Origin of the sequence: Promicromonospora iranensis, assembly GCF_028994805.1 — a bacterium.
Lineage (GTDB): Bacteria > Actinomycetota > Actinomycetes > Actinomycetales > Cellulomonadaceae > Promicromonospora > Promicromonospora iranensis.
On record NZ_JAJQQP010000013.1, the window covers coordinates 129,495 to 153,064 of the forward strand.

Annotated in this window: 25 protein-coding genes and 2 pseudogenes; 14 read left to right on the plus strand and 13 right to left on the minus strand. The window is 73.9% G+C overall.

Annotation, left to right across the window (positions count from 1 at the left end; translation table 11 throughout):
- Positions 1–16 precede the first annotated feature (16 nt).
- Entirely contained in the window at positions 17–961 is a 945-nt protein-coding gene (locus LUM46_RS21230; RefSeq protein WP_274996710.1) for an AraC family transcriptional regulator, read from the minus strand.
- A 186-nt stretch (positions 962–1,147) separates the two neighbouring features.
- Here LUM46_RS21230 and LUM46_RS21235 point away from each other — a divergent pair, with 186 nt between their 5' ends.
- The 4 genes from LUM46_RS21235 to LUM46_RS21250 all read left to right on the plus strand — a co-directional run bounded on the left by LUM46_RS21235 (position 1,148) and on the right by LUM46_RS21250 (position 4,809).
- Entirely contained in the window at positions 1,148–1,906 is a 759-nt protein-coding gene (locus tag LUM46_RS21235) for an SDR family NAD(P)-dependent oxidoreductase (RefSeq protein WP_274996711.1), read from the plus strand.
- A 92-nt stretch (positions 1,907–1,998) separates the two neighbouring features.
- Positions 1,999–2,574 (plus strand): putative glycolipid-binding domain-containing protein, encoded by a 576-nt coding sequence (locus LUM46_RS21240; protein ID WP_274996808.1) that lies wholly within the window; start codon positions 1,999–2,001, stop codon positions 2,572–2,574.
- Positions 2,575–2,703: 129 nt separating this feature from the next.
- Entirely contained in the window at positions 2,704–3,537 is an 834-nt protein-coding gene (locus LUM46_RS21245; RefSeq protein ID WP_274996712.1) for an HAD family hydrolase, read from the plus strand.
- A gap of 45 nt (positions 3,538–3,582) precedes the next feature.
- Complete coding sequence (locus LUM46_RS21250) at positions 3,583–4,809, plus strand: YibE/F family protein (RefSeq protein ID WP_274996713.1); 1,227 nt, start codon at positions 3,583–3,585, stop codon at positions 4,807–4,809.
- 157 nt (positions 4,810–4,966) lie between these two features.
- Here the strand turns inward: LUM46_RS21250 and LUM46_RS21255 are convergent.
- Positions 4,967–5,281, minus strand: a pseudogene (locus LUM46_RS21255) (MarR family winged helix-turn-helix transcriptional regulator); the annotation flags it as partial.
- Between the two features lie 114 nt (positions 5,282–5,395).
- Between LUM46_RS21255 and LUM46_RS21260 the strand changes: the two are divergent.
- Positions 5,396–6,292 carry an NADP-dependent oxidoreductase gene (locus LUM46_RS21260; protein ID WP_274996714.1) on the plus strand — a complete coding sequence of 299 codons (897 nt, stop codon included), beginning with the start codon at positions 5,396–5,398 and terminating at the stop codon, positions 6,290–6,292.
- A gap of 21 nt (positions 6,293–6,313) precedes the next feature.
- Here LUM46_RS21260 and LUM46_RS21265 read toward each other — a convergent pair whose 3' ends face one another.
- Complete coding sequence (locus tag LUM46_RS21265) at positions 6,314–7,036, minus strand: TetR/AcrR family transcriptional regulator (RefSeq protein WP_274996715.1); 723 nt, start codon at positions 7,034–7,036, stop codon at positions 6,314–6,316.
- 133 nt (positions 7,037–7,169) lie between these two features.
- On the opposite strand from LUM46_RS21265, the gene LUM46_RS21270 reads away from it, so the two are divergent.
- Entirely contained in the window at positions 7,170–8,147 is a 978-nt protein-coding gene (locus LUM46_RS21270) for a hypothetical protein (RefSeq protein ID WP_274996716.1), read from the plus strand.
- A 33-nt stretch (positions 8,148–8,180) separates the two neighbouring features.
- On the opposite strand, the gene LUM46_RS21275 is transcribed toward LUM46_RS21270, so the two are convergent.
- Together LUM46_RS21275 and LUM46_RS21280 are read right to left on the minus strand one after the other, a co-directional pair.
- Positions 8,181–8,612 carry a hypothetical protein gene (locus tag LUM46_RS21275; protein ID WP_274996717.1) on the minus strand — a complete coding sequence of 144 codons (432 nt, stop codon included), beginning with the start codon at positions 8,610–8,612 and terminating at the stop codon, positions 8,181–8,183.
- Between the two features lie 62 nt (positions 8,613–8,674).
- Positions 8,675–9,706, minus strand: a complete 1,032-nt coding sequence (locus LUM46_RS21280; protein WP_274996718.1) for an MBL fold metallo-hydrolase — start codon at positions 9,704–9,706, stop codon at positions 8,675–8,677.
- 97 nt (positions 9,707–9,803) lie between these two features.
- Here LUM46_RS21280 and LUM46_RS21285 point away from each other — a divergent pair, with 97 nt between their 5' ends.
- The 3 genes from LUM46_RS21285 (at position 9,804) to LUM46_RS21295 (ending at position 12,176) form a co-directional block, all read left to right on the plus strand.
- Entirely contained in the window at positions 9,804–10,748 is a 945-nt protein-coding gene (locus LUM46_RS21285) for a LysR family transcriptional regulator (protein WP_274996719.1), read from the plus strand.
- On the plus strand, positions 10,745–11,644 hold the full coding sequence (locus LUM46_RS21290) for a serine hydrolase (RefSeq protein WP_274996720.1): 900 nt from the start codon (positions 10,745–10,747) through the stop codon (positions 11,642–11,644). Before LUM46_RS21285 ends, LUM46_RS21290 begins: the two co-directional genes overlap by 4 nt.
- Before the next feature lie 79 nt (positions 11,645–11,723).
- Positions 11,724–12,176 (plus strand): hypothetical protein, encoded by a 453-nt coding sequence (locus LUM46_RS21295; RefSeq protein ID WP_274996721.1) that lies wholly within the window; start codon positions 11,724–11,726, stop codon positions 12,174–12,176.
- A 41-nt stretch (positions 12,177–12,217) separates the two neighbouring features.
- On the opposite strand, the gene LUM46_RS21300 is transcribed toward LUM46_RS21295, so the two are convergent.
- The 3 genes from LUM46_RS21300 to LUM46_RS21310 all read right to left on the minus strand — a co-directional run bounded on the left by LUM46_RS21300 (position 12,218) and on the right by LUM46_RS21310 (position 14,425).
- Entirely contained in the window at positions 12,218–12,958 is a 741-nt protein-coding gene (locus LUM46_RS21300) for an alpha/beta fold hydrolase (protein WP_274996722.1), read from the minus strand.
- Between the two features lie 187 nt (positions 12,959–13,145).
- Entirely contained in the window at positions 13,146–13,946 is an 801-nt protein-coding gene (locus LUM46_RS21305; RefSeq protein WP_274996723.1) for a DUF899 family protein, read from the minus strand.
- 128 nt (positions 13,947–14,074) lie between these two features.
- The gene (locus tag LUM46_RS21310) at positions 14,075–14,425 is read right to left on the minus strand and encodes a GntR family transcriptional regulator (RefSeq protein WP_374726989.1); all 351 of its coding nucleotides are present in this window, start codon (positions 14,423–14,425) and stop codon (positions 14,075–14,077) included.
- 133 nt (positions 14,426–14,558) lie between these two features.
- Between LUM46_RS21310 and LUM46_RS21315 the strand changes: the two genes are divergently transcribed.
- Complete coding sequence (locus tag LUM46_RS21315; RefSeq protein WP_274996727.1) at positions 14,559–15,452, plus strand: hypothetical protein; 894 nt, start codon at positions 14,559–14,561, stop codon at positions 15,450–15,452.
- Positions 15,453–15,618: 166 nt separating this feature from the next.
- Here the strand turns inward: LUM46_RS21315 and LUM46_RS21320 are convergent, their stop codons facing one another.
- A complete protein-coding gene (locus LUM46_RS21320) occupies positions 15,619–16,632 on the minus strand; it encodes a hypothetical protein (protein WP_274996728.1) in 1,014 nt (337 codons plus the stop codon).
- A 234-nt stretch (positions 16,633–16,866) separates the two neighbouring features.
- Here LUM46_RS21320 and LUM46_RS21325 point away from each other — a divergent pair, with 234 nt between their 5' ends.
- Entirely contained in the window at positions 16,867–18,114 is a 1,248-nt protein-coding gene (locus LUM46_RS21325) for a cytochrome P450 family protein (protein ID WP_274996730.1), read from the plus strand.
- Positions 18,115–18,244: 130 nt separating this feature from the next.
- The gene (locus tag LUM46_RS21330) at positions 18,245–19,492 is read left to right on the plus strand and encodes a cytochrome P450 family protein (RefSeq protein WP_274996731.1); all 1,248 of its coding nucleotides are present in this window, start codon (positions 18,245–18,247) and stop codon (positions 19,490–19,492) included.
- On the opposite strand, the gene LUM46_RS21335 is transcribed toward LUM46_RS21330, so the two are convergent.
- Positions 19,419–20,429: an alpha/beta fold hydrolase gene (locus tag LUM46_RS21335; RefSeq protein WP_274996732.1), complete on the minus strand. Its 1,011-nt coding sequence runs from the start codon at positions 20,427–20,429 to the stop codon at positions 19,419–19,421. The genes LUM46_RS21330 and LUM46_RS21335 overlap by 74 nt on opposite strands.
- Before the next feature lie 208 nt (positions 20,430–20,637).
- On the opposite strand from LUM46_RS21335, the gene LUM46_RS21340 reads away from it, so the two are divergent.
- A complete protein-coding gene (locus LUM46_RS21340; RefSeq protein WP_274996734.1) occupies positions 20,638–21,162 on the plus strand; it encodes a DUF1990 domain-containing protein in 525 nt (174 codons plus the stop codon).
- 43 nt (positions 21,163–21,205) lie between these two features.
- Here the strand turns inward: LUM46_RS21340 and LUM46_RS21345 are convergent, their stop codons facing one another.
- On the minus strand, positions 21,206–21,958 hold the full coding sequence (locus LUM46_RS21345; RefSeq protein ID WP_274996735.1) for an alpha/beta fold hydrolase: 753 nt from the start codon (positions 21,956–21,958) through the stop codon (positions 21,206–21,208).
- A gap of 82 nt (positions 21,959–22,040) precedes the next feature.
- Between LUM46_RS21345 and LUM46_RS21350 the strand changes: the two genes are divergently transcribed.
- On the plus strand, positions 22,041–22,274 hold the full coding sequence (locus LUM46_RS21350) for a hypothetical protein (protein WP_274996736.1): 234 nt from the start codon (positions 22,041–22,043) through the stop codon (positions 22,272–22,274).
- A 1-nt stretch (position 22,275) separates the two neighbouring features.
- Here LUM46_RS21350 and LUM46_RS21355 read toward each other — a convergent pair whose 3' ends face one another.
- Complete coding sequence (locus LUM46_RS21355; RefSeq protein ID WP_274996737.1) at positions 22,276–23,103, minus strand: hypothetical protein; 828 nt, start codon at positions 23,101–23,103, stop codon at positions 22,276–22,278.
- Positions 23,104–23,366: 263 nt separating this feature from the next.
- A pseudogene (locus LUM46_RS21360) lies at positions 23,367–23,570 on the minus strand (alpha/beta hydrolase); the annotation flags it as partial.

Genomic DNA, 23,570 nt, shown 5'->3' on the forward strand with positions numbered 1-23,570 from the left:
GTGGGGGCGCCAGGTCTCAGCCGGCCGTGGCCTCCTCGGCGAGCCTTGCCCGGTCCCGTCCCGGCGGCGCGCCGAAGAGGCGGCGGTACTCCCGGTTGAACTGCGCGGCGCTCTCGTAGCCCACGACGAACGCGGTCTGCGTGACGCTCGAGCTCTGCGACGCGAGGAGCTGTCGCGCGGTCACCAGCCGGAGCTGTTTCTGGAACTGGAGCGGACTCGACCCGGTCACGGCGCGGAACGTCCGATGAAAGGCGGAGACGCTCAGGCCGGCACGCCGGGCGAGGTCCTCGACGCGGATCGGCTCGGCGGCGTGCTGCCGGATCCACTGCACCACCTGGCCCACGCGGGTGAGCTTGCTGTCGGCGAGGCCGAGCTGACGAACCATGTGGCCCTGTGGGCCCGTGAGCAGCAGCCAGAGAATCTCACGCTGCACCATCGGGCCGAGCACGGGCAGGTCCCGTGGTCGGTCCAGCAGGCGAACCAGCCGCCCGACGGCGTCGATCAGCTCGGCGGGCGCCCGGCAGGTCGCGAGCGCCCGCGTGGCCGGGCCGATCAGTACGGGGCGGGAGCTCGGGGCAGGTTCTGGTGCGGAGTCGCGCCGAGACCGGTTCCGGCCGCCGGGTGGTCCGTCCGTGGACAGCAGCAGCTCGGCGATGGCCGCCGCGGTGAGGGTCAGTCCGAAGCCCAGGGCAGGGACCTGCGGGCTCGCCTCGGTGAACCGTCCGATGACGGGGAGGTCGATCGAGGTGACCAGGTAGTCCCCGGGCCCGTACGAGAGCGTCTCGTCGCCCAGGCGGAGCTCCTTCGCCCCCTGGGCGACGAGCGCGAACGTGGTGCCCGTGGTGGACGCCTCGGGTGTGCCGGGCCGGGTCTGCCGGGAGAGGAACACCCCGGGCAAGGGCTCGCTCGTGCCCGTGGGGGCGGCGGAGTCGATGAGGGTGCGTAGCTCGTCGAGGTGCACGAGGCCCACCTTCCTCTCTCGGGTCCGGATCGTCGTCCGAGCAGGATCAGGCAAGAACGCGCGAGGAACGCTATCACCATCGTGCCCCGTCATCGCCTTGACTTGGTCACGAGACGGGCGGCACCTCGCTCACCTCATGGCCATCGGCCGCCAGCACTATTCGACAACAAGAACGCGAGGCAGAACATGTCGATCACCATCGTCGTCGGGGCCAGCTCCGGCATCGGGCAGGCAGCCGCGATCCGCGCGGCGGAGGGCGGGTCGGGCGTCATCGCCACCTACCACTCGAACAAGGACGGCGCGGCCGAGACCGTCTCCCGGATCCAGGATGTCGGGGGTACCGCGGTCGCCCTGCCGCTCGACGTCGGGGACAGCGCGACCTTCCCCGCGTTCCGCGCCGCCGTCGAGCAGGCGCTCACCGAGACCTGGGGCACGCGGAAGGTCACCGGCCTGGTCAACAACGCCGGGTTCGGGGGCGGCACCATGTTCGCCGACACCACGGAGGAGGAGCTCGACCGCTTCTACCGCGTGATCTTCAAGGGGCCGTACCTGGTGACCCAGGCGTTGCTCCCGCTGCTCGACGACGGCGCGGCGATCGTCAACACGTCGAGCAACTCCGCGCTCCCGTCCGGGCTGTCGGAGGGGTACTCGGCGTACGGGTCGATGAAGGGTGCGGTCATCGTGCTGACCCGCTACCTCGCCAAGGAGCTGGGTGGTCGCGGTATCCGCGTGAACTCGGTGTCCCCGGGCCCGACCCGCACGCCGTTCGCCGGGGGCGCGTTCGAGGAGTTCCCCGAGATGACCGCGCAGATGGTCGGACGCACCGCGCTGGGACGGTTGGGCGAGCCCGACGACGTCGGCTCGGTGATCGCCTTCCTCCTGTCCGACGGCGGGCGCTGGATCACGGCGCAGGACATCGAGGTCTCGGGGGGTTTCAACCTGTAGCGCGCTGGACGAGGACGGTCCCCGCACGGTCGGTGGCGGCACGTGGGCGAGGGGCGAGCGTGGATAGGGTGGGTGGCATGCGGTTGGATCCGATGCCTGACGTGTCCGCCTGGACCCACAGGGGGGTGCGGGCCGGTTTCGAGGTGCTCTTCGTGGAGCCTGTGCCTGACGGTCACGTGCTCCGTGGCCACACCACCGCCGTCGAGGGCCCGGAGGCGTGGTCGGTCGGGTACCGGATCGAGGTCGACCGCCAGTGGCGTACCCGTCGGGCCGAGGTGCAGGGGTCCTCGGCCCGAAGGGTGGTCCGGACCACGCTCGAGCGGGCGGACCGGGGCGAGGGCGTCCGGTGGTTGGTCGACGGCGTCCCACGCCCCGACCTCGACGGCTGCCAGGACGTGGACCTCGAGTCGTCGGCGGTGACGAACACGCTGCCGGTCCACCGGCTCGACGCCGCCCCAGGGGAGGCGCACAGCGTGCCGGCCGCCTTCGTCCGGGCGGACGGTCTGGCGGTCGAGCGGCTGGAGCAGGAGTACCGGCTCCGGGGCCGGACGGCGGGCGCGATCACGTTCGACTACGAGTCGTCGACGTTCGGCTTCGCGTGCGAGCTCGCGTACGACACCGCCGGCCTGATCCTGGAGTACCCCGGGATCGCCGCCCGCGAGCGCTGACCGGATCGCTCACCAGGTCACTGACCAGGTCGCTGACCTGCGGCGGAGTCCTCGCACGCTGAGACGCTGGTTCCAAAATGTCCCAGTATGGGTGATGATGTTCCCGCCACCTATCACCAGGGGAATATCGTGACCGCGACCACCTCCGGGGCCGCAGCACTCTCGGACGTGCCCACGTCCACACCCGCTCTCGTCGCCTGCGACGTGGAGGGGACGCTCGTGCGCGCCGGTCGCCGGCCGACGCCCGCCGTGCTCGACGCGATAGCGGCCGTCCGCGCTGCCGGGCACCACCTGGTGGTCGCCACGGGCAGGTCGCTGTCCGGGGCAGTGCAGGTGGCCCGGCAGCTCGGCGTCCACGACGGCTGGGTGGTCGCGGCGAACGGCGCGGTGACCGCACGGGTGCGGCCGGACGGGTACGCGATCGCCGACGTCGTGCCCCTGGACGCGGAGCCCGTCTGCCGGCTGGTCGCCCGGACCCGCCCGGACCTGGGGCTCGCCGCCGAGGTGGTGGGCACCGGGTACCGCGTCACCAGGCGGTTCCCCGAGCGGCAGCTCGCCGGGCACCAGGAGGTGCTCCACGCGCTGGAAGGCGTCTGGGCGCGGCCGACGCCGCGCGTCGTGGTGTACGGGCAGTGGGCCCTGCGCCTCGCACCGGCGCTGCGCGCGTCGGGCGTCACTGCGATCCCCGCCCGCGTGGACTGGGTGGATGTCACGGCCCCCGGGGTCAGCAAGGCGACGGCGCTCGAGAACATCCGGGTCGAGCTGGGGGTCGCAGCCTCCCGCACGGTCGCCGTCGGCGATGGTGAGAACGATCTCGACATGCTTCGGTGGGCCGCCGTGTCCATCGCGATGGGGCACGCGCCCGAGGTGGTCCGCACCGTCGCCGGCCGGGTCACGGGGACCCTCGACGAGGACGGCGCCGCCACGGCGCTGTTCGACGCGCTCCTGCTCCCGACTGCCTGACCCGCTCGCCGCGCCCCCGGCGCACCCGTGGGTCAGGATGTGCGCATGGCGCACGCTCACTCGCACGGCGCGGCCGGCCCGGCCGCGCCGCGTACGACGTTTCTGCTGGTCATGATCCTGGTCTCCGCCCTGCTGCTGACGCTGGCCGGGCTGTGGCTCCTCTGGCCGAACGCGGGCGACGTGCCCGACCGGGTGCCGGCCAGAGCAGAGGGCACGTCGTTCGTCGACGTCACCGTCACCGGGCCGGCCGACCCGGACACCGGCAGCATCCCGGTCGAGCTGCCGAGCGGCGAGGCCTCCCGGATGCAGTCGCCCGGCCCGTCGGTCCCGCTGGCCGACGGCGACCGGATCACCGCCGTCGACATCTCCGGGGTGTCACAGCCCGGCGTCGACCCGCTGGTGTTCATGGACTTCCAGCGCGAGCTGCCGATCGCGCTGCTGGCGGTCGTCTACGCCCTCGTCGTGCTGCTCGTCGCGCGCTGGCGCGGCCTGGCCGCCATGGCCGGGCTCGGGCTCGCGTTCGTGGTGCTCCTGGGCTTCACCATGCCCGCGCTGCTCGCGGGACAGTCCGCCATCGGGGTAGCGCTGGTGACGTCGTCCCTGGTGATGTTCGTGACGCTGTACCTGGCGCACGGGTTGTCGGCCCGCACGTCGACGGCGCTGCTGGGCACGCTGGTCGGCCTCGGACTGACCGCCCTGCTCGCAGCCTGGGCCTCCGGGGCCGCGCAGATCACGGGTACGAACGACGAGATGTCGGCGTTCCTGCCGTCCAGCGCGCCCGGGGCAGACCTGCGCGGGATCGCGCTGTGCGGCATCGTGCTGGCCGGGATGGGCGTGCTGAACGACGTGACGATCACGCAGGCGTCGGCCGTGTGGGAGCTGCGCGGCATGGCCCCGACGGCGTCGCGCGGCGAGCTGTTCACGAGTGCGATGCGGATCGGTCGCGACCACATCGCCTCGACCGTGTACACGATCGCGTTCGCCTACGTCGGTGCCGCCCTGCCGCTGCTGATGATGGTCTGGCTCGTCGACCAGTCGCCGGCCACCGCGCTGACCTCCGGTGAGATCGCCGAGGAGGTGGTGCGCACGCTCGTGGGCTCGATCGGGCTCGTGCTCGCCATCCCGGTCACCACCGCCATCGCGACGCTCACCGTCCCGGGTCCGGCCGCCGAGGGCTCGACGAGGCCCGAGCCGCCCTCCGACCCGGAGCTGATGGCGCCGGTCTCCGAGGCGTGGGCGTCGGCGCCCCCTTCCGGGACGGCGGCGACGTAGCGGGCATGGCGGTGTTGCCGACGTTCTGCTCCAGGGTGCGCAGGAGCGTCGCCGCCTCGTCGCGCAGGACGGGACCGAGGTCGCCCGCCGTCGCCCGCTCGAGCTGGGCCCAGACCTCGCCGACGCGCGGCCGGAGTGCCAGGCTCGCGGGTGTGGGCTCCACCAGGGTGACGCGCCGGTCGTCAGGACTGGGCCGACGACGCACGAAGCCCGACCGCTCCAGCCGCTGGACGGTCCGGGTCATCGACGCCGAGTCCGTGGCGACGTGCTGAGCGAGATCGGTCTGCCGCTGCGGCCCGTGCTCCCACAGGAACATGAGCAGCAGCTCCTGGCCGGGATGGAGGCCGAGAGGGCGCAGCAGGTCCGCGGCGAGCGCCCGGTGTGTGCGCGCGAGCGAGAAGATGGCGAGACTGAGCGGGCCGGTGGCGTACGGGTTCGCTTCACTGTCCGAGGCAGGTGCCATGTTCTCCATGGTAGGACTCGGCTCGTCCACTGGTCCGAGCGGGATGACCTGGCGCCGTCCGGAAAATTACCTGTCCCGAACAGCAAGATTGCGGGACGAAATCGCGGAACGAAGGGGAGCACGATGCGCGCAGTGGTCTTTGACGAGTTCGGTGGCCCGGAGGTCCTGCACCTGGGGGAGGTGCCGGAGCCGGCGGCCGGACCCGGTCAGGTGCGGGTCCGGGTCGAGGCCGTGGGCCTCAACCCGTTCGACGGGACGGTCAGGTCGGGCGCCATGGAGGCCGCGTTCCGTACGCCGCTCCCGGCGGTCCCGGGCCTGGAGGTGGCGGGCGTCGTGGACCAGGTGGGGCCCGACGTCGCCGGGGTCGCCCGGGGCGACCGGGTCGCCGGCCCGGCGGGGCGCGGCGCCGCGGAGCTCGCCGTCCTGACCGTGTGGGCGCCGGTTCCCGAAGGCATGGACGCGACGCAGGCGGCGGCGCTGCCCGTGGTCGCCGAGACGGCCCGGCGCGCGCTGCGCATCCTCGACCCGAAGCCGGGGGAGACCCTGCTGGTGCACGGCGCGAGCGGTGGCGTCGGCGGGCTCGCGACCCAGCTCGCCGTCGCGGCGGGCGTGCGCGTGATCGGTACCGCCTCGCCGACCAACCAGGAGCGCGTCGCGGGGTACGGGGCCACGCCCACCACCTACGGCGAAGGGCTCGTCGAGCGCGTCCGCGCGCTCGCGCCGACCGTGGACGCGGTGCTCGACGCCGCGGGTAGCGGCGTCCTGCCGGACAGCATCGAGCTGCGGGGCGGCACCGACCGCGTGCTGACCCTCGCCGACCCGGCGGCCCTCGGGCTGGGTGTCGAGTTCTCCGAGCGGTCGGAGCACTCGGCAGAGACCCTCGCCGAGGTCATCGGCCTGGTCGCGCGCGGCGACGTGTCCGTGCCGGTCGCGAAGGTGCTGCCGCTCGCGGAGGCAGCCCGGGCGGCCGGCCTGGTCGACGACGGCCACACCGGCGGCAAGGTGGTTCTCGTGCCGTGACGAGCCCGCGTCGAGCCGGGCTCAGTCCCGAGCGGCCTCGCGGACCAGGCCCTCCAGCTCCGCGGCCAGCAGGCGCTCGCCGTCGAGCCCCATGGTGTCGAACGCGCCCACGATCTCCAGGGACACGAGCCCGTGCACGCGGTACCAGGTGGACAGCGCGAGCCGGAGCGACGTCGGCGCCGCCTCCGGCGGGGCGCCGAGGGACCCGCCCCAGCGGGACAGGTCGTGCTCGAGCTGCGACCGGTCGGTGACGGCCGCCCCGGCCCCGGGGGTGACGGCGTCGACTGCGACCTCCTGGAGTGTCGTGACCAGGGCGAGCATGCTCTGGCTGATCGTGCTGACATTCTCCAGCGGGTCCACCGACTCGCGCCGGCTGCCGGTGAAGAGCATCGAGTACCGGCGTGGGTGGTCCAGGGCCCAGCGTCGCCAGGCGTGGGCGATGGCGGCCAGGCGTTCCGCCGCCGGCCGGTCCACCGCCTGCCGTGCCGCGGACTCGACGGCGGTGCCGAGGTCGGTGTAGCCGGCCAGGACCAGGGCGTCGAGCAGCGCCTCGCGGGACGCGAAGTAGTGGTAGAGCGCGGGCGGCGTCATGCCCATCGCCTTGCCGACCGAGGCGAGCGACAGAGCGTGCGCACCACCGGTGTCGACGAGCTCCAGCGCCGCCTGGACGATCTCGTCGACGGTCTGCCGCCGGAGCCGTTCGCGCCGGGTCAGGGGCCGGGTGTCGTCGTCGTCCACGGACATGGCGCGAGCCTAGCGCCAGCGCCGCTCGGCGACACGGGTGCGGTGCGGCTCGTGGCGCCCACCCCGTTCCTGCTCGGCCTCGTGGGCCGGCCTTTCGTACCGCCCGGGCCGCCCACGTCATAGCCTGACCGGCATGGCAACGGAAGCGCACCAGCCCCAGGTCCCGACGCAGGCTCGGCAGGTCCAGTCCGAGCTCGAGGCGGCTCAGGAGGCGGTCTTCGAGCACGCGCGGCTCAGCGGGCGGCTCACCGCCGCGGAGGCAGCGCTCGCCACGGCCACCACAGGGCTGGCGCGGGCCACCGAGACGCTCGCGGGCGAGGCTGCGGACGTGCAGAAGCTCGAGGACTTCAGTCCGACGCTGATCTGGGCGACCCTGCGCGGCAACCGTGACGAGCGGCTCGAGGCGGAACGGGCAGAGCACCGGGCCGCCGAGTACCGGGTGGCCGCCGCGCAAGCACTGGTGCGCAGTGCCGAGCGGGAGCGTACCGAGGTCCGTGCCGCGCTGGCCGCACTGGGCGACGTCGACGCCCGGCGGACCGCGGCGCTGGCGGCCAAGGAGGCGTGGGTGGTCGCGTCCGGCGCCGACGGCGCGGCCGAGCTCGGCGGCCTCGCGACGCAGGTCGGTACGTCGCGAGGTGAGCTGACGGAGCTGCACGAGGTCGTCCGTGCGGCGGAGCGGGCCGAGCAGGCGCTCACCGGTGCCCTGGGCCATCTGGACGGCGCCAGCAATTGGGCGGCGTACGACACGTTCGGCGGAGGCGGGTTCCTCTCGGACATGATGAAGCGCGAGAAGATGGACCAGGCCGTCGTGCTGATGCGGGACGCCGACGAGGCGCTGCGCGCGCTCACCCGCGAGCTCGGGGACCTCGGCGAGCAGGGTGTCGGCGGCATCGCCTCCGACAGTCTCGAGGACATGTTCGACGTCTGGTTCGACAACATCTTCAGCGACTGGTCGGTCATGAGCCGGATCGGCGAGGCGCGCGACCGGGTGCGCACGGCGCTGGGCGCCGTCGGCCAGGTGCGCCGGGGCGCGGCCGAGCGCGCGGCGGCGCTGGAGGCACGCCTCGCGGAGCTCGGCGAGCGGCGGGAGCGGGTGCTGACCGGGTCCTGAGGGCCGGCTGGCCAGCCGGTTCAGCCGGCCGGTTCAGCCGGCCGAGGTGGTGCGCCACCCCGGCAGGAGGCGTTCCAGGGCGTCGGCCAGTGCGATGGAGTCGCCGTCCTTGCCCCCGGCACCCAGCAGCAACGGTGGGCGCCGGGGCTCCGGCCGCACCCCGCGTACCCGGTCGAGCAGGCCGATGGGCGCGGTGAGCACGTAGAAGTCGCCGTCGGCGCTGATGCCGGCGGTGCGGTCGACGCGCAGGTACCAGCCCTGCAGCGGTGTGCGTGCGCTGCCGCGGCCGCCGTACCCCTGCACCACCAGGGGCTCCGGGGGGAGCCCGGCGTCCCGGGCGGCGGCCACGAACTCGCGCAGCAAGGCCTCGGCCCGGGTGTGCTCGGCGTCCTGGCGGGCCTGCAGGCGCTCGGCCTGCAGCCGGACCGCCTCGGCGCGCTGCCGGGACCACTCGTCGTCGTGCATGGGAGGAAGTCTCGCATCCGGAGGGGTGGCCGCCGCTCGCCCCGGCGTCGGCGGCCGACCGGTCACAGCAGCTGCAGCGGCGTGCGGTACTCCGGGACGACCACCTCGGTGCGCGGCGACAGCCGCCGGATCTCCTCGATGAGGCCGACCATCCGCACCTCCGTGCTCTCGGCCGCGAGCGGCGGGTTGGTGAGCGGCGACTCGAAGTCGTCCCAGTGCACGAGGACGATCTGGCCGGGATGGTCCAGCGCGGTCAGGAGGCGGCCCGCGTAGTCGGTGGTGACGTCGGTGCTCGGCACCGGGAGTGCCACCGTGTCGACGCGCAGCCCGCGCAGCGCCTGGTCGTCGTAGTCGCTGCCCCCGAGCAGCAGCACGGACCGGCCCTGCGGGGAGCGGAGCAGGTACGACAGCGTGTCACCCTCCGGCAGGTCGGCGATCGTGCGCGGCTTGGCGGGCACCGTCGTGTGCAGGCCGGGGAAGAGGAGGGCGCCCGAGGCGGTGCGGCTGTGCAGGGCCGGCACCACGCGCACGACCAGGTCCCCGAGATGCATCTCCTCGCCGCCGCGGACCACCGCGAGCTGCTCCCGCGGCACGCCCATGGCCAGGGCGAGGTGGTACCCGGTGAGGGTGGTGAACACCGTGGCCCCGCGGGTGCGGGCCAGGTGGGGCACGTCGGCGAAGTGGTCCCAGTGGGTGTGCGTCACCAGGATCGAGTCGACGGCGCCCTCGGGCGTGCCGGGCGCGCCGAGGGCCGCGTCGAGCGCGGCGGCGTCGACGCTCAGGCGGGTCGTCGCGCTGAACCTCCCGGCGGCGAGCCCGGTGTCGAAGCGCGTGACGTAGGGGTCGAGCAGCACCGTGGTCGTGGGCGTCCGGACGCGCCAGCCCGAGGTGCCGAGCCAGGCGAACGAGGCGAACCCGGCCGGAGCCTCCTGGGTGGTGGGGGCGGCGAGGGCGTGGGCGGCCGGGGAAGCCGCTGCCCGGTCGGTGAGGGCGCGGGCGCCCGTGACACCGCCCAGCACGCCGAGGGCCGCGGTCCCGGCGCCGGTCATCAGGGTGCGGCGGCTGAGCGCGCGCTTCGAGGTAGGGGTCGTCATGCGGCACACCCTCCGGGAGGCTCCGGACGAGAGTCAAAGAGTCTTACGGACGTGACCTGAGACGTTCTTGATATGGCCCGCGGCTAGGCTTCTGGGCGTGGACCTCCTGAAGCACCTGGGCTTCTTCCGGGCCGTCGCCGACGTGCGGCACTTCGGGAACGCCGCCGCTGACCTCGGCATGACCCAGCCGCCGCTGTCCCAGGGCATCCGCCGCCTGGAACGGCACCTCGGGGTGCGGCTCTTCGACCGGGACGCGCGCGGCGTCCGGATCACCGCAGCCGGACGCCGGCTCCTGCCCGCCGCACGCGACCTGCTCGACGCCGCAGACGACCTCGTGTCCACCGCCCGCGACCTCGCCCTGCCCGAGCAGGTCCGGCTCGGTATCGCGGCCGACCTCGAGGACGGTGTGCCGTACCTGCTCCGGTCGCTCGCCTCGGGTCCGACCCCGGGTCCGACCTCGGGCCCGTCCTCAGCGGGAACCCTGGTGGCGCCGACCGTCGCGGGCAGCGTCGAGGTGGTCGACCTGCTGCGGGACGGGCTGCTCGACGTCGGCGTGGTGCGCCACCCCGGTGTGCTCGACGGGCTGGCTGCCGGCCCTGTGCTCGTGGTGCCGACCCGGCTGGTGCGCGGCCCGGACATGACTGGCCGGGACGCCGACGCCCGGCAGCCGACTCCGGCGGACGTGCCGCTGCCGGTCGCCGTCCCGCCCCGGCACCACCAGCCGCCGGCGCACGACCAGCTCATCGATGCGCTGCGGCGCGCGGGGCACAGCGGCGACGTCGTCGAGGCGCGGGACGCGGCACAGCGCTGGGCGCTGGGCGCGGCGGCAGGCCTGGTGCCGGTGCTCCCGGACGGCCTGATCGCTCCCGGCGGTCCGGCGGGCCCGCCGCTCCGGCTGCGGGTGGCGCTGCCGCTCGCGGCACAGCGGCGACCGGAGGTCGATCACGAAGCGGTGGCGCAGGCGGTTCGCGCGGCGCTGGGCCCGCCGTCGGGCCCGCCGTCGGACCCGGTGCCCCGCCCGCCGCAGGGCGCCGCCGGATGAGCCTCGACGGCCCGGCGGTGACCGCTGCGCTCCGGTCGGTCGCCCGTGACGCCGGCGTCACGGCCCGGGTCCACGCGACGCGGCTGGCGGGCCCGTCGGGGACGGTGGCCCTCGACGACGCCGAGCCCGTCGCCATCGCCTCGCTGTACAAGCTGCCGCTGGCGCTCGTCTGGGCGGACCTCGTGACGGCCGGCCACCTCGCGGCCGACGAGCCGGTGCGGCTGCCGGCCGCCTCCCGCATGCCGGGGCCGACGGGAGTCGCGATGCTGCTCGACGACGTGGTGCTGACCGCGCGTGACGTCGTGCGCCTGATGCTCGCCGTGTCCGACAACGCCTGCGGCGACGCGCTGCTGGCGCTCGTGGGCCGCGACCGCGTGCACGAGCGGCTGGGCGTGCTGGGCCTGCCGGCGACGTCGGTGCGGCAGGGATCGGCCGACGAGACGCGCGCGATCCTGCGGGACACCGGTGCCGCGACCTGGGCCGCCGCACAGCGTGCTCTCGCCGACCCGGACCGCGCCGCCGAGACCTCGCAGTACGACCCGGCGCTCGCGAGCGCCGCCACGGCGGCCGAGCTCGGCCAGGTGCTGCGCGTCCTGTGGAACGGCCAGGGTGCGGCGCACGACCTGGTGCGGGACGCGCTCGCGCACCAGGCGTGGCGGCACCGTGCCGGCAGCGGCTTCCCGCACGACGACGTCGCGCTGCTCGGCAAGACCGGCACCCTCGGTAGGTTGCGGCACGAGGCGGCGGTGGTGGGGTTCCCGCACGAGCACCCGGTGGGCGTCGTCGTGCTGACCAGGGCGGCGCGGCCCGAGCGGTACCTGCCCGGCGTGGACGCGGCGATCGGGGAGCTGGCCCGCATCGCCGTGGGCCCGCTGCGCCTGCCGGACGATGCCTGACCAGGGTCGGGACAACCCACCGCTCAGGACGTAGGCCTGCCGGGTACCCGCCGCACTGCGTCCTGACCAGGATGGACGCATGACCGATACCAAGCTCCGCACACTGTCCGCGACCGCCTTCGCGCTCGCCGTCCTCGCCGGGATCGCCGAGGGCGCCGTGTCCGTCGCTGCGATCCAGGCGCAGCAGGGAATCGACGGCGCCCTCGGCGCCCAGATGGCGTTCCGCGGCGTCATCTTCGCCGCGGCGCTCGCGTGCGCGTGGTTCCTCGCCCGCGGGCGCCGGTGGGCGTGGTGGGCCCTCCTCGCAGGGCTCGGCGTGCTGGGCCTGGCCTCGATGGTGCTGCCGATGGCCGCCGACCTCGCCGCCGGCGGGAGCTGGTACGACACGCTGGGTGGTGACACGTCCGCCGTGATGCCCGCGATCCGGGTGCTGCACATCGCGTTCGTGGTGGCCGGCGTGGTCACGATGCTGCAGCCGCGGGTACGCCTGAGCCTGGACGGGGCCAGGCGCTCGGACGTCGCGGCGGTCTGAGTGCCCGGCCCCGGTGGGCTTCGAGGTGTGGGCGCGGCGGGTCAGGGCTCGCGGAGGAACTCGCCCACCGCGGCGAGGAACTCGGCCGGCGCCTCGTCGTGCACCATGTGGCCCACACGGATCTCGACGAGGCGCCCGTCGGCCAGACCCGCCGCGAGGTCCACGAGGTCCGCCTGGTCGACGCTGCTGCCCGGGCCACCCGCGACGACCAGCACGGGCACGTCGATCCGCAGGCCGTCCGCCCACCAGGCAGGGTCGGGGTCGGTGCGCTGTGCGCGCAGGGCGTTGACGACCGGCCAGTCGAACGGCACCGGGTGGTCCGGCTTCTCGAACGGCTCGAACGTCGGCCCGCCCGGTCGGACCGGGGTGGCGTCCTCCAGCACGAGGCGTGCCACGCGGCCGGGGGAGCGGCCGGGGGAGCGGTCGGCCAGGAGGGTGGTCACCAGGGTTGCGGTCGCGGCCCCCATCGAGTGTCCGACGACGGTGAGCGTCGCCGGCGCGGGTGCCAGCGCGTCGCAGAACGCGACGACGTCGGCGGCCAGCAGCTCGTACGTGTACTCGCCGGGACGGTCGCTCTCGCCGTGGCCCCGCGCGTCGGGCGCGAGGACGCGGTAGCCGAGCGCCGCGAGGTCGTCCAGCAGCGGGTCCCAGGACAGTGAGCTCTCGCCGAGGGCGTGCAGCAGGAGCAGCGTCGGCGCGTCGGGGTCGCCCGCCTCCCGGTAGGCGAGGCGCAGACGGCCGACGTCGACGTGGTGGACCGGGTGCATCGGTGCAGTGGTCATCCGGGCAAGTATGCCGACCTGGCGAGGGCGAGCGGGAGACCCCAGCGGTCCCCGGGAACAGATGTCGGCGGAAGTCCGCGGACCGGGGCGACCGACCGGGTCGGGTCCCGCTCGGGCGCAGGTCCGCGCGGCGATCCGCGCGGACCTGCGCCGACGTCGAGCGCGACCCCGGCTCGGTGGGGCCTGCTCAGTGGTGGTGGTGCTCGCCGCCCACGACCGGCGTCACGCCGGGGCGGGTCCACTGGATCGCCGGGCGGCCGCCGGTCCAGCTGTTCCCGACGCCGTCCTCGCCCGTCCGCCAGAACCAGCCCGGTGCCTTGCCCTCCGGCCAGCCCTCCGGGTAGTCCTGCCAGGCCTCCTTACGGCCCCGCGCCGTCATGTCGAGCAGCGCGAGCGCCGGCATCGTGGCCTCCGCCCCGCGGCCGGTCACCGAGTTGGTGAGGAAGACCCGGTCGCCCTCGCGCAGGAAGCACAGCCACGTGCCGAACTCGCCGCCGCCCACGACCTCGTCCTCCGACTCGAGGACCGAGTACCAGTGCTGCGGGTAGCCCATGAACTCGACGAACGGTGCGAGCTCCGCGGAGGGCGCCTTCGCGAACACCGCGAACGACACGCCGCGTGCCGTCAGGTACGCCGGGTTCTGCACCGCCCAGTAGGTGAGGGTGCAGCCCTCGCACTGGTTCTCGAACGGCTCGCCCAGGTGCCACATGTGCTTGTAGACGATCAGCTCCTCGCGGCCCTCGAACAGGTCGAGCAGCGTGGTGGGCCCGTCCGGTCCTACGACGGTGGCCCCGGCGTCCACCTCGGTCATCGGCAGCCGACGCCGGGCGGCCGCGATCGCGTCGCCCTCGTGGGTGTGCGCCTTCTCGCGCACCAGCAGCTCGTCGCGGGCGGCCTGCCACTCCTCCTTGCTGACGACGGGCGGGACGGCCGCGGCCGACTCGGCGGTGCCCGCCGGCCCGGTGTGGCTCTCGTGCGTTGTGGTCATGGTGCTCTCCTCGTTCGATCGCAGCTCTTCCAGGAGGACTGACGACCGGCCGGACGAAAGGTCATCGGTCGGCAGCCCACCACTACGACGAACGCCCCCCACGAGAATCGACAGGGCACGGCCCGCTGCTAGCGGAGCGCCGCCGAGACGATCTCCAGCGCCTCGTTCCGGCCGATGCCGAGCGCGCGGACGGTGTCCGCGTACGTGGCGGCCGCATCCTGGGCGAGGGAGAGTCGCTGGTCGCCGGCCGCGCTCACGAACGTGCCGGCGCGGCCGCGGGTCTCGACCAGGCCCGCGGCCTCCAGCTCGCGGTACGCGCGGGCCACGGTGTTGACCGCGATGCCGAGCTCCGCCGCCAGCGCCCGCACCGTCGGGAGCCGGGTGCCGACCGGGAGCGTCCGGTCGGCCATCTGCTGGGCCAGCGTCGTGCGCACCTGCTCGAACGGCGGGACGGGGGAGTCGGCATCGAGGCTGATCACGGCAACCACAGTACAAGCGCGCCGGTCGGCGACGCGGTGCGCGCAGGGGTCGCCTCGACGTCGGGCCCGGGAAGCACACCGGACCTCGGCCTCGCTCGACCGTCGCGGCGCGTTCGCGGTTAGTCTCGCGTCCATGAGTGACGCCGCACAGCATCCCGCCCGCACCTCCACCCCGGACCCCGTCCCGCTGGGCACCGCGCCCCGGCCCACCGACGGCGCCGACCTGGCCACACGTGTCCGGGCGGCGCTCGCGGAGGAGCTGGGCGGCCGGGCGGTCGGGCTCGAGCGGGCGTCGATCGACGCGGTCCTGGACGGCGCCGACATCGTGTCGGCGGATATCGACCTCACCGGCGTCGTCGTCGCCGGCGGTGCGCCCGGGCAGGCCGGTGCCGCGGGCTCGGAACGGTGGCAGCCCGAGGTGGTCCGGTGCGAGCCAGGGACCCTGCGCCGCCTCCGCGTGGACGCGCACCGGCTCGTCGCGGTGGACCTGCCCGTGGACGTCACCGCCGAGCTCGAGGGCCTGCGGTTCGACTGGGTGGAGGGTTCCGACGGCCGCGTCGGCGTCCTGCCGGTGGAGCCCAGCGAGGCGTACCCGGTCTCCGGTCACGCGCGCGTCGCCGTCGACAAGGCGGGCCTGGTCGCGACGGCCCGAGGGCTGCTGAGCGTGCTGCTGCAGCAGCAGGGCATCACCCTGACCGGGCTGGACGTGGACCTGGTGTCGCGGGGCCCGCGCGCCGCGGCGCTGCGGGTGGACGCGGCGATCAAGAAGGGCATGTTCCTGTCCGCCCGGGTGCAGGCCACGGCGTCCGTCAGCGTGGACGAGAACATGGTGCTCGCCGTCCGCGACGTGCAGCTCGGGAGCGGCAACCCCCTCGTGGCGGCGCTGCTGGGCACGATCAAGGGCCGGGTGGAGGCCGCGACGAGCCGGGACATCGACCTCGCGGAGAAGCTGCCGGACGGCGTCCGGCTGGCGGACGTGCGGCTCGACGTCGGCCAGGAGCTCGTCGTCAGCGCCCGGCTGGCCTGACCGGCGCTGCCGCCGCCCGGTCGCGGCGCAGGCCGCCCGCCTCCGGGAACGGGCCGCGCACGGCGGGCTCGCTCCCGGAGGTGGACCCGGACTCACCTTCAACCTGAACTTGAACCTTGGCTAACCCTCAACCTCGACTCGAACCTCAGGCTGGTACGGGTTGTCTTCAGTACGGGTTGTTCACGTAGGTGCGGTCAAGGGGCTCCGGGATGCGGAAGTAGCTGGCCGACAGCCCTGCCGGGTCCGTGGCCAGAGCGCCCCGTCCCGGACCGTCGTCGCCGTCGTCCCAGCCCCACGGCGCGTTCGCCGCGTTCTGGGAGCAGGAGATCCCGCCGTCGCCGCAGCTGCCCGACCTGTCACCGGCGAACGTGCCGTGGCTCGCGAACAGCCGGCCCTCGGCGCGCTGCGCCCACAGCCCGCCGGGCGCGTGCACGTCCACGAGCCGGTAGGACACGTCGCGGTCGTCCGGGTGCTCGGGCACCTCGGCGCGGCCCGCGGGGTGGTAGACGACGCCGTCGCCCCGGATGTCGTAGCCCGGCCGCGCCTTGAGGCCGTGCCCCTTGGCCTCCTGGGCGGTGACCGGGTGGGGCAGGCCGTCGTGCGGGCTGGTCGCCAGCTGCAGGGTGCCGTCCAGGCTCTCGGCGCCGGCGCCCCACGTGCTGCCCGCCGGCGTGTACGAGAAGAAGTCGGTGTGGGCCACCGTGACCGCGCCGCGCAGCACGCCGAACGTCGAGCCGTCCTTCTGCACGGCGACCATGACGCCCTCGGCGTCGTTCTCGTGCTCCGTGTCGAAGAGGGAGTCCGACCAGTCGCGCGGGTGGAAGAACATGTAGGTGACGAACCAGTGGCTGCCGGTCTCCTGGACGGAGTAGTACGCGGTGGCGGCCAGCGGGTGGTCGGCGGTGTTGTCCCAGTTGTTGCGTGCGTCCAGGTCACCGTCGAAGTCGTAGGCCGCTATGTAGTCCGAGCGTCCGCCCAACGCGTTCGTCCCGGTCTGGTCGACGTCCTGGTAGTGGATGGGTGCCCAGCGCTGTGCCAGCTCGGCGTGGCTCGCCGCCGATGCGTCAAGGGTGGGTGCCGTCGGGCTCGCCGCGGCGGATCCGGCCACCGCGACGCCCAGGGCGACCACGGCCGCCGTCGTACCCCACGCGAGCCTCGATGTTCGTGCAGGTCCAGACATGTTCTTCCCTCGTTCCGGTCGTTCCGGCAGATGGATCGTCGAGGGAAGAATTCACCCGCCGCATGACCAGCGGGCGTCCGATGTATGGCAATCGGATGACTATTTGTCCGTTTCGCGGGGTGGCTGTCCTGCCGGTCCGTCGGACTTTTGGTTACAGCGCGGCCGCTGTGCGATACGTTCCGATCCGATCGGTCGAGGTGGTGCGCGCCCCGAGCACGCGGAGAACGAGGAACCATGACACTCACGACGACCACTCTGTCCGAACGTCTGGCCGACCTGGACGGTCTGACCCCGCTCACGGAGACCACCCGGAGCGCCGATCCCGCGGCGGTGTACGAGCGGCTCCGTGGCCGGTGGGGCAACGTGGCACCCGTGCTCCTGGAGGACGACGTGCGGGCCTGGCTCGTGCTCGGGCACCGGGAGCTGGCCACGCTGCTGCGCAACGAGAGCCTCTACTCGCGAGACTCGCGCAACTGGAGCCTGGTCGCGGCAGGCGGCCTGGACCCGGGCAGCGGCGTCGGCGCGATCCTCGCCCCGCGGGACAGCGTCTACTACGTCGACGGGACGCGGCACCGGCACCTGCGACGCCTCGTCGACGACGCGTTCGAGGGGTTCGACGAGCACGGGCTCGCCGTGACCGTCCGGCAGTGGTGCGAGAGCACGCTGGACCGGGTGGCGGCCAGGGGCGAGGCCGACCTCGTCAGCGAGTACGCGTGGGCGGTCCCCCTCCTGGCGATGTCCACGATGTTCGGGCTCGGTCCGGAGGAGGCACGGGCCATGCTCGGCCACGCGCGCCGGATCTTCCGGGCCAGGGGAGCCGAGGGCGCCGAGGCGCTCGCTGCGCAGAAGAGCCTCATCGTGGACCTGGTCGCCAGGCGCCGTGTGCGGCCCTCGGACGACATGACGTCGGCGATCCTGCGGCACCCGAGCCGGCCCACCGACGAGGACGTGCAGAGCGCGGTCTCGACGATGCTCGTCCTGGGCAGCGAGTTCGAGGTCGCGTGGATCACGCAGGCGCTGCGGATGAGGTTGACCGACCCGCGGTTCGACGGACGCTCGGGAGGCATGCTGTCGGCGTCCGACACCCTGGAGGCCGTGCTCGGCTCCATCCCGCCCGCAAGCAACACCGGGCCACGCTTCGCACTGGCCGACACGACGCTCGGCGGCCGCAGGATCGAGGCGGGCGACGCCCTCGTGCCCGGCATCCTCGGCGCCAGCGCGGAGTCGCGCGCGTCGGGGGACGACCTCTGGCTCGAGCCCGGCAACCTGGCGTACCTCACCTGGGGTGCAGGCCCGCACGCCTGCCCGGTGCGCCGGCCGGCCAGGGTGATCGCGCAGGTGGCGGTCGAGGTGGCGCTCCGTCGGCTCGGCGGGGTGACGCTCACGGTCCCGGCGGACTCGCTGCCCGCCACGGGAACCTTGTGGTCGTCCATGCCATGGCAGCTCCCGGTGCGCTTCGACGCGCCGGTCCGAGGCGCCTGAGCAGGGAGCACACGGGGGCGGACCAGGAGCGTGACAAGTTCTGGTTGATGATCCTGCATCGGACATGCGGTACATTCCGCCTAAACGATGTTGGAGTGCGACGCAGTCGCGCCCAGAAACCCGGGGAGCCATGACAGTCACGACGACCACCCAGTCGGAGCGCCTGATCGACCTGGACGACCTGACGCCGCTCATCGAGACCACGACCAGCGCCGATCCCGCGGCGGTGTACGAACGGCTGCGCGCCCGGTGGGGCAACGTCGCACCGGTGCTCCTGGAGCCCGGGGTGCCCGCGTGGCTGGTACTGGGGCACCGCGAGCTGGTCACCGTGCTGCGCAACGAGAGCCTCTTCGCGCGGGACTCGCGCAACTGGGGCCTGCTTGCCGACGGCACCGTCCGCCCGGACAGCGGCGTCGGCGGCATCCTCGCCCCGCGCGACGGCATCTACTACGTGGACGGTGTGCGGCACCGGCACCTGCGCCGTCTGATCGACGACGCGTTCGAGGGCATCGACGAGCACCGGCTCGCGACGATCGTCGAGCAGTGGTGCGGCGTCGCGCTCGACCGGCTGCTGGCCGAGGGTGAGGCCGATCTCGTCAACGACTACGCGCGGGCCGTCCCGCTCCTGGTGATGTCCACGATGTTCGGGCTCGACGCCGAGCAGTCCCGGGCGATGCTCGGGCACGCCCAGCGGGTGTTCCAGGCGAAGGGGGCGGCCGGCGGCGCGGCGCTCAACGCGCAGCGCGCCCTCATCGCGGACCTGATCGCGAGCCGCCGCGCGGAGCCGTCGGACGACCTGACCTCCGCGATCCTGCGCCACCCCAGCGCGCCCACCGACCTGGACGCGCAGAGCGCGGTCTCGGCGACGCTCATCCTCGGCAGCGAGTTCGAGGTCGCGTGGATCACGCAGGCCCTGCGCCTGCGTCTCACCGACCCCCGGTTCGACGGGCGGGCGGGCGGCCGGCTCTCGGCGTCGGACACCCTGGCGGCCGCTCTCGGCTCGACACCTCCCGCCACCAACACCGGACCACGCTTCGTGCTGGCCGACACGACGCTCGGCGGCCGCAAGATCTGGGCGGGCGACGCGGTGGTGCCGGGAATCCTGGGCGCGAGCGCGGAGTCGCGCGGCTCCAGCGACGACATCTGGCTCGAGTCCGGCCACCTCTCCTACCTGACGTGGGGAGCGGGCCCGCACGCCTGCCCCGCGCGCCGTCCGGCCACCGTGATCGCCCAGGTGGCGGTCGGGGAGGCGCTGCGCCGCCTCGGCGGCGTCACGCTGACCGTGCCGCCCGAGACGCTCCGCGCTACGGGGACGCTGTGGTCGTCGGTGCCGCGGGAACTGCCGGTCCGTTTCGAGGCGCAGCACCCGGCTCGGTGACCGGGGGTCGTGTGACCGCGAGGATCTCGGGCACCACCACACCCCACGCGATGCGCGGCGGGTACTGGTGCCCGACGCCGGACAGCAGCACCAGCCGAGCGCCCCACACCGCCGCGGCGAGCGCGACGCCGTGCTCCGGCGGGAACAGCGGGTCCGCCTCGCCGTGCAGCACCAGGGTGGGCACGTCGACGTCGGCGAGCGTGCCGCGTACCGGGCTGCCCTCGACGAGGTGGTGGTTCGCCGCCGCAGCCGGGTCGATGGACCGCTCCACCACCTGGCGGGCCGTCGCGACCGACGCCGCCTCGTCGTAGCCGGTCCCGGCGAACGCCCGCTCGGCCTCCGCGAGATACCGCACGACGGCCTCCGGGTCGCCCCAGTCGGGGTCCGGCGGCGGGCTGTCGAACATCGCCCGGACCTCCGCGGACGGGCCGGGCAGGGCTGCCAGCTCCGCGGCGTCCGCGCCCTGGCCGGGAGCGCCGGGCGTGAGCGGGCTCGTCGACATCAGGGTCAGCGACGCCACCCGGTCCGGGTGCTCGATCGCCACCTGCTGCGCGATCCCGCCGCCCATCGACACCCCGACCAGGTGCGCGCGGCCGATCCCGAGCGCGTCGAGCACCCGGACCGGGTCCAGCGCCAGATCGTCCCCGCCGTACGACGGCGCCCCGGGCGGGTCGGTCCGGGACCGCCCGGTGTCCCGGTGGTCGTAGCGGATCACGAAGCGGCCGGATGCTCCGGGGTGCCGGGCAGGGTCCGCGGTGCCTGCGGGTTCGGCCGGGAGCGCGGCGTCGCCGTCGGCCAGCGCACGGCAGAAGTCCTCGTGCCACCAGTCCATGGCGGACGCTGCGCCACCGATCAGGAGGATCGCCGGGTCGGCCGGGTCGCCGAAGGTCTCGGCGCACAGCTGCGCGCCCGGTACGTCGAGCAGGGTCTCGGTCATACGAGGCCCGACGTCGGCGGAGGGGTGAACTCATCGGTGCCGAAGGGGTGAGTCCTTGCCCGGGTCTGCGGGTTGGGCGTGTCCCGAAACGCGCCATCCCGACACACTGCATGGCATCCGCGGCGTGTCGCGTGCAGTGTGTCGGGGTGGCTCGCGGCCGTCCGGCGTCGGCCGCCTGGCAGATCTGCCTGGCAGATAAGGTTTCCGGGTGCAGCTGACCCGGCCCGACCTCGCGCGGATCCTCGACCGTTCGGTCGGCCGGCAGCCGACCGCCGAGCTCGGCTGGCTGGGCCAGCCGCCGTCGCGCGCCCGGGTGCTGCGGGAGCGGGTCGTGCTCGGACCGGCCGCGTCCCTGGCCGCCACCGCCGACGCGCTGTTCGGCTGGCACGTCCATCGCGGCGCCGGGCTGATCATCCTGCCGACCGGGCCGGCCGACGTCGGCACGACGGTGGTGCAGGCCGTGCGGGTGGGCCCCCTCTGGTTCGCCGCGCCGTGCCGGGTGGTCGACGTCGTCCGGACGCCCGACGAGGCCGGCTTCACCTACGCGACGCTGCCGGACCACCCCGAGACGGGGGTCGAGTCGTTCCGGGTGCTGCGTGACGGCGACCGGCTCGTCTTCGAGATCCACGCCGTGGCCCGGCACGACTTCTGGGGCTCCCGGATCCTGCCGCGGATCGCCCACCGCGTGCAGGACCGCGTGACCCGCGGCTACCTCACCAGCGCCCGCGGGTAGACCCGGCCATCGAGCCTGCCGCGGGGCTGTGGCCCGACGAAGCTCAGCGGGGGAACTCGGCCAGGAAGTCCCTGATGAGGGCCGTCACCTCGTCGGGGCGCTCCAGGTTGGGCAGGTGGCCGGCCCAGCCGAGCTGGGTGTGCTTGGCGCCGGGGATGTGCCCGGCGAGGTGGTTCGCGACGGCGCGGAAGTAGTCGAGGTCCTGGCCGCCGGACACGATCAGGGTGTGGGCGCTGATGGCCTCCAGGTCGATGTCCGGGCCCTCCTCCTCATGGTCCTCCTCGACGCTCAGCTGGACCTGGAACGCATGGCGCTGCATGGTGCGCACCAGTTCGCGGGCGTCGTCGTCGGCGTCGGGCCCGAGCCAGGTGGCGACGTTGAGCTCGGTGGCGCCGTCGATGTCGCCGGCCTCGATCAGCGCGTCCTCGCGCCGCGCGAACCGCTGCAGGGAGCGGGTGGCAGGCAGGGCGAAGGCCGAGTTCAGCAGGATCAGGTGGGACACGAGATCGGGCCACTCGGAGGCGACCTGGAGCGCCACGTTCCCGCCCGCGGAGGCCCCGACGATCGCCACGGGCCGCTCGCCCAGGGAACTGAGCAGTGCCTTCACGTCGCCCGCGTTGTCGTACTGCGCGCTGGTGAGGGGAGTGTCGCCGTAGCCACGCAGGTCGCACCGGATCACGCGGTGGTGCTGCGCGAGCGATGCCCGCTGGGGGTCCCACATCCGGGAGTCGGCGACGCCGGCGTGCAGAAGCAGGACCGCAGGCCCGGAGCCCGAGGTGTCGTGGCTGAGGATCATCCGCCGACGGTAGCGGTGACGGCGCGAAACTGGCCACCGCATTCGGTGGACTCCCGTGCGGGCGACGGGTAGGGTCGAACACATGTACGAATCTACGGAAGGTCAGGTGCCCGGCCCGTCGGCGGGCGCGCAGGCCGTGGGCTCGCCCGTCGACACCGCCTTCGCGGCGCTGCTCGACGAGCTGTTCAGCGGTCCCCGGGTCACGTACGCGCCGGTCCGTGAGTCGCCCACGTACTACGGGGGCCACACCCATGGACAGCGGCGGCACCGGCGCTTCGTGCTGCGCGCCGGTACCGATCTCGACGACCCGCGCTGAGCTACACCACCACGGCGACCACCGCGGCCACCAGAGCCAGGGCGATGCCGACCCAGGCGAACGTGGTGGCGGTCGCCGCCTTCTTGGTGGCGGCGTCGGCCGCCTCGCGGGCGGTCGCCGCCGACGCCGCGGCGGAGTCCGCAGCGGCCTGAGCGGCTGAGGCGACGGCGCGCGCCGCATCGAGGTCGGTGCGCAGCGTGGCGGTGGTCGCGGCGAGCTCGTCGACCCGCTCCCGCAGCCGAGCTGCCTCCTCGCGAGCGGAAGCGGCGGTCTGCTCGGTCGCGGTGGCGAGCTCGGCGGCCGCCGTCTCCTGTGCCTGCTCGAGGGCTTGGGCGAGCGCCTGCTCCTGCGCCTTCGCCTGTGCGGCAACGTCCTTGGCGATGAGCTCGCGCAGCTCGGTGGCCTGATCCTTGAGGTTGACGGTCAGCTCGGCGCGGACCTCCTCGGGGGTCAGGGGCTTGTCCGGCTTGGCGAGGTAGGCGTCCGCCCAGGTGCGGCGCGACCTGCTCGGCCTGCCGGACTGCGCGGCGCCGTCGACGACGGCCTCCTTCTCCTCGTCGCTGAGGCGATCGAGGGCCTCGGCCGCCGCCTTGACCGCGGGCGGGGTCTCGACAGGGGCTTTGTCGCCCTTGGCCTGGGGTGTCATCGGTGTCTTGGCCCCCTTGGGCGCCGCGGCAGCTGCCACGGGTGCGGCGTAGTCGGCGTCCTCGCTGTCGCTCGACGCGGACTCGGGAATCTTGATGGGCTTGGTCAACAGAGCCCGGAGGCGGTCCATCCGCTCGGTCTTCTCGCCGCCCTCGCTCGGAGGTGCGTCGCTGTCGCTGCTCATGGGCAAAAGGTACTGCTCTGCCCGTTCTAGGTCGACTACCTCGGCGGGCGCGGCGTTTACCTGTGCCGGTGCTTCACCGTGTTGGGACAGGGGTGGACAGGAACGGCCTCCGGGCGCCACCTGAAACCCAAACTTTGCCCAACGCGACCCGGTGGCGCCGACGGCACCAGCACGGCGCCCGCAGGGCCCGCTATCAACGAGGCGAAGGCAGCATCACCGCAGCCCACCGACCCGATCTGCGGATGTAGTACTGGAGAGTGACGTCAGGAGCTGCCCGCGGTGCCGAGGTGCCGGGCGAAGAACCGGACGGAGCTGTCGATTTCGAAGGACGGGACTCGATAGTGGCTGCCTGGGTTGGCGTGCAGGGTCTTCTCGGTGGAGCCGAGTGCGTCGAACAGCTTCATGACGGAGTCCCGCGGACTGCCTTCGTCGTCCAGCTGCAGCACGAACTCGACCGGGATCGTGAT